2 protein-coding genes are annotated in these 3,488 nt (G+C 64.1%); both read right to left on the bottom strand.

Translation table 11 applies throughout. The features are described 5' to 3' along the window. Nucleotides 1–272 precede the first annotated feature (272 nt). On the bottom strand, nt 273–1,421 hold the full coding sequence (locus UP10_RS31145) for an IS110 family RNA-guided transposase (protein ID WP_044585437.1): 1,149 nt from the start codon (nt 1,419–1,421) through the stop codon (nt 273–275). Between the two features lie 161 nt (nt 1,422–1,582). Continuing rightward, entirely contained in the window at nt 1,583–3,259 is a 1,677-nt protein-coding gene (locus UP10_RS31140; RefSeq protein ID WP_044591035.1) for a carbamoyltransferase family protein, read from the bottom strand. Nucleotides 3,260–3,488 lie beyond the last annotated feature (229 nt).

Below are 3,488 nucleotides of genomic sequence, written 5' to 3'. Positions count from 1 at the left end.
AAGAGGGCGGCGCGCGGAGCCATGCGTAGCGCAGCGCGACGACCGGGCAACGGGCGAGGATTGGCTTGCGAAGTTTGCAGCAGCTCACTGCATCACCTCATATCCGGTCGGATTGTTTGATCCGTACCCACCTTCCGCATGCTTGCGGCGAGGAAGCCTGGCGAGGATGAGACCCATCTACGAAACGGCGGTTGAAGCCCTAGGGTGGCACGGTCATCATCCATCCCGCACGGAGCGCGGCGAAGCCGCGGCGCGTGGTGACGTGGTTTGTTTTATGCCTTCATGGTTGCCTGCTCGGGAACCAGGCCGGTGGTGAGGTAACGCCACAGCGCCACGATCAGCTTGCGCGCCAGTGCGACGATGGCGATGCGTTTGGCGCGCTTGCCGGCGTTGGCCGTGCGGGTACGGAACCAGCGGCTAAGCGCGCTGTCACCCTGATGGCGGAGCCAGAGCCAGGCCAGTTCGATCGCCTTGTGGCGGGCACGCCGATTGCCGGCCTTGCTGATGCCCTGCTCGCGATCGATGCCGCCGCTGCGCCATGGACTGGGCGTCAGGCCGCAATAGCCGGCGACCTCGCGCCTGTTGCGGAAGTCCTTGTAGAACAGCTCGTGCACCAGGGTTGCGGTGAAGGCCGGACCGAGCGCCTTGAGGCGGAGCAACAGATCTCGTCGCTCCGCGATCGGTGCCGGAACGGGAAGGGCTTGTGCAGCTTGTTCTTCTTCCAGCGCCGCCAACTGCTCGCGCACCAGCATCAGCCGCACATGCTCGCGCTTGGCCTCGGCCAGAAGATGTGCCGGTAGCGGCTGGCCCTGCCAGTCGCGCTGTCGCGCGAGCCAGGCGAGCCAGTCTCGGCGCCGCGGGTTGCCAACCGCCAGTCCCAACAGGCGCAGCAGCGCCTTGACCCGGTTGGTATGGGCCGTCTGCTCGGTGACCAGCCGGTCGCGTTCGCGGCTGGCGCGCCGGGCGTCCTCGGCTTCCACGCTCGGCACGCGAACGATCCGAACCACCCGCGGCTCACCCCGCAAATAGGCCATCAGGGTGCGCAGCAGAAGCTCGCCGTCGATCCGATCCGTCTTCGCCCGCCGCGCCCGCTGTTCCACCGCAATGCTCGCAGGGTCGAACACAAAGTTCGTGATCCCGGCTGCTTCCAATAGCCGATGCAGCCAGAAGCCGTCATAGCCCGCCTCATAGCAGCTCACTACCCGCGGTACCGATCCGAGCTTCTCCGCCGCCCGGGCGCGGGTCCGTTCGATCAACGCCAGCAGTTCGGCGTGATCGCCCCCCTCAAGCTTGTGGCGCGAAATCCGCTCCCGGTCCGGGCTGTGCAGCGTCACAAGCCACGTCTTCTGACTCAGCTCGATCGCAACGAAAATTGTGCCATTATACTCCGCGGTGGGCGTGTCTATGGTCGATGCTTGCATCTGACTCTCCGATGGTTCGAGTGTGGAAACCCAAACCTATCGGAAAGGCCACGCTCACCGCCCCATGGAATCTACGATCTGAAGCGGCCCGCAGCTAGATCGCGCTGATAGTCCAAGTTGGACCACAAGCATCCGCACGGTCGCATTCGAAAACGGTGACGTCAGCCCGGCGCCGTCAGAAACACGTCATCCATGAACAACGCGTCGATGCCGGATTTGCGGAACGTGACGATCGCGTCGTTCGGAGTGCAAACGATCGGTTCGCTGTCGTTGAAGGACGTATTGACGACCAGCGGCACGCCGGTTTTTGCGAAGAAGCAGGAGATCAGCTCGTGAAAGCGCGGATTCGATTTGCGGCTGACGATCTGGACCCGGGCACTGCCATCGGTATGCGCGACGGCAGGGATCAGATCGCGCTTGTCAGGCTTGACCGGACAGGCAAACAGCATGAATTCGTGACTTGCCGTCTGCACGCCGACATCGAACCATTCCTCGGCGTGCTCCGCCAGCACGCTCGGCGCAAACGGCCGAAAATCTTCCCGGTGCTTGACCTTTTGATTGAGGATCGCGCGCATGTCCGGCCGCCGCGCGTCGGCGAGCAGTGACCGGTTGCCCAGCGCACGCGGTCCGAACTCCATGCGGCCCTGGAACCATGCGACGATCTTGCCGTCGGCGATCATATCGGCGGCATCGCGCGCTGGAGATTTGCTGCGCCGCGCCTTGAAGCCGGTTGACTTGACCACCGCCAGAATCTCGCGCCGCTTGAATGCGGGCCCCAGATACGGCGTAAAATTGCCGCGCTCGGGGGAGCGCTTCTGCTTGGCGCAGTGCACGACGAAGGCGGCGCCGATCGCGGTGCCGGCGTCGTGCGGCGCTGACGGAATGAACACATTGGCGAATTCACCGGACCGCCTGACCACATCGTTGGTCACGCAATTGAGCGCGACGCCGCCGGCAAGGCACAGATTGTCTGATGGCACCCGGTGCTTGATGCGCCGGACCACCGCCGTGATCGCAGCGTCGGTTGCTGCCTGCAATGCTGCCGCCATGTCGGCGTGCCGCGGCAGGATTTCAGCGTCCTCGTGCCGTGGCGGGCCGAAGATGGCTTCCATCCTGGCGAACCTGCCCGGCTCGACGCCGAGAAACTCGCGCGCGACCCCGTAGTTCACCCCGTCGGAGCGCATGATCGACTGAAACGGCTCGCGGTAAACCTCGGGATCACCGTAAGCCGCCAGGCCCATCACCTTCGAGGCGTCGTAATGCGAGAAGCCGAGATAACCGCTGAACACCTCCCAGATGAATCCGATCGAATGCGGATATTCGAATGTCTCGACGGTCTGGATCCGCGTCCCGACCGCCTTCGCCAGCGAGGTGCCCGCCGTCTCGCCGATGCCGTCGATGGTGAGGATGGCCGCACGATCGAAGCCCGACGGGAAGTACGCGGACGCGGCGTGCGCGAGGTGGTGCTGCACGAAATGCAGTCTCTGCCCGAGCGAACGTCCAAGCAGGTCGTCGATGGCACTGGGCACCTGACCCAGCCGCAACCGAAAGGTCTCCTCCAGCCGCGGATCCCACCACTCGGGACGATATCGCTTCCGGCGCTGCTTGGGATCGAATGAATACGCGACATGATCGATATCGCGCGCGGTGAGGCCGGCATGGTTCAGGCAAAAGCGAACCGCGCGTTCGGGCAGTTGATGCGGATTGTCGAATTCGGCCTGCTTGCCGCGCTTGATGCGGTTGAACCGCTCCTCCTCGACGGCCGCGACGAGCTTGCCGTCGACCAGCAGCGCGGCGGCGGACTCGTGATACACCGAATTGATTCCAAGCACGATCACCCTGCAACCTCCCATAGGCTTGTCGTTGCAGAATGTTATCCAATGTGTCCGGACGTGTCAGGTGGTATCGCGGCGACGGCTGAGGCTACTGGTGGCTTTCCGTAGCCCGGAAGGGGCCTGCGGGTCGCGCATCGTTCTCTCCACGCGTCGTCCCGGCTTTCCAGGCTGTGCGAGAAGTCGCGCTGCTTGCGACGGGATGGCTGCATCGGCCAGCAAAAATGCTCAGTCA

The sequence above is a fragment of the Bradyrhizobium sp. LTSPM299 genome, assembly GCF_000938235.1.
Classification (GTDB): Bacteria; Pseudomonadota; Alphaproteobacteria; order Rhizobiales; family Xanthobacteraceae; genus Bradyrhizobium.
The sequence above is the reverse complement of the archived record's forward strand: the minus strand, read 5'-3'. Positions and strand labels throughout refer to the sequence as shown.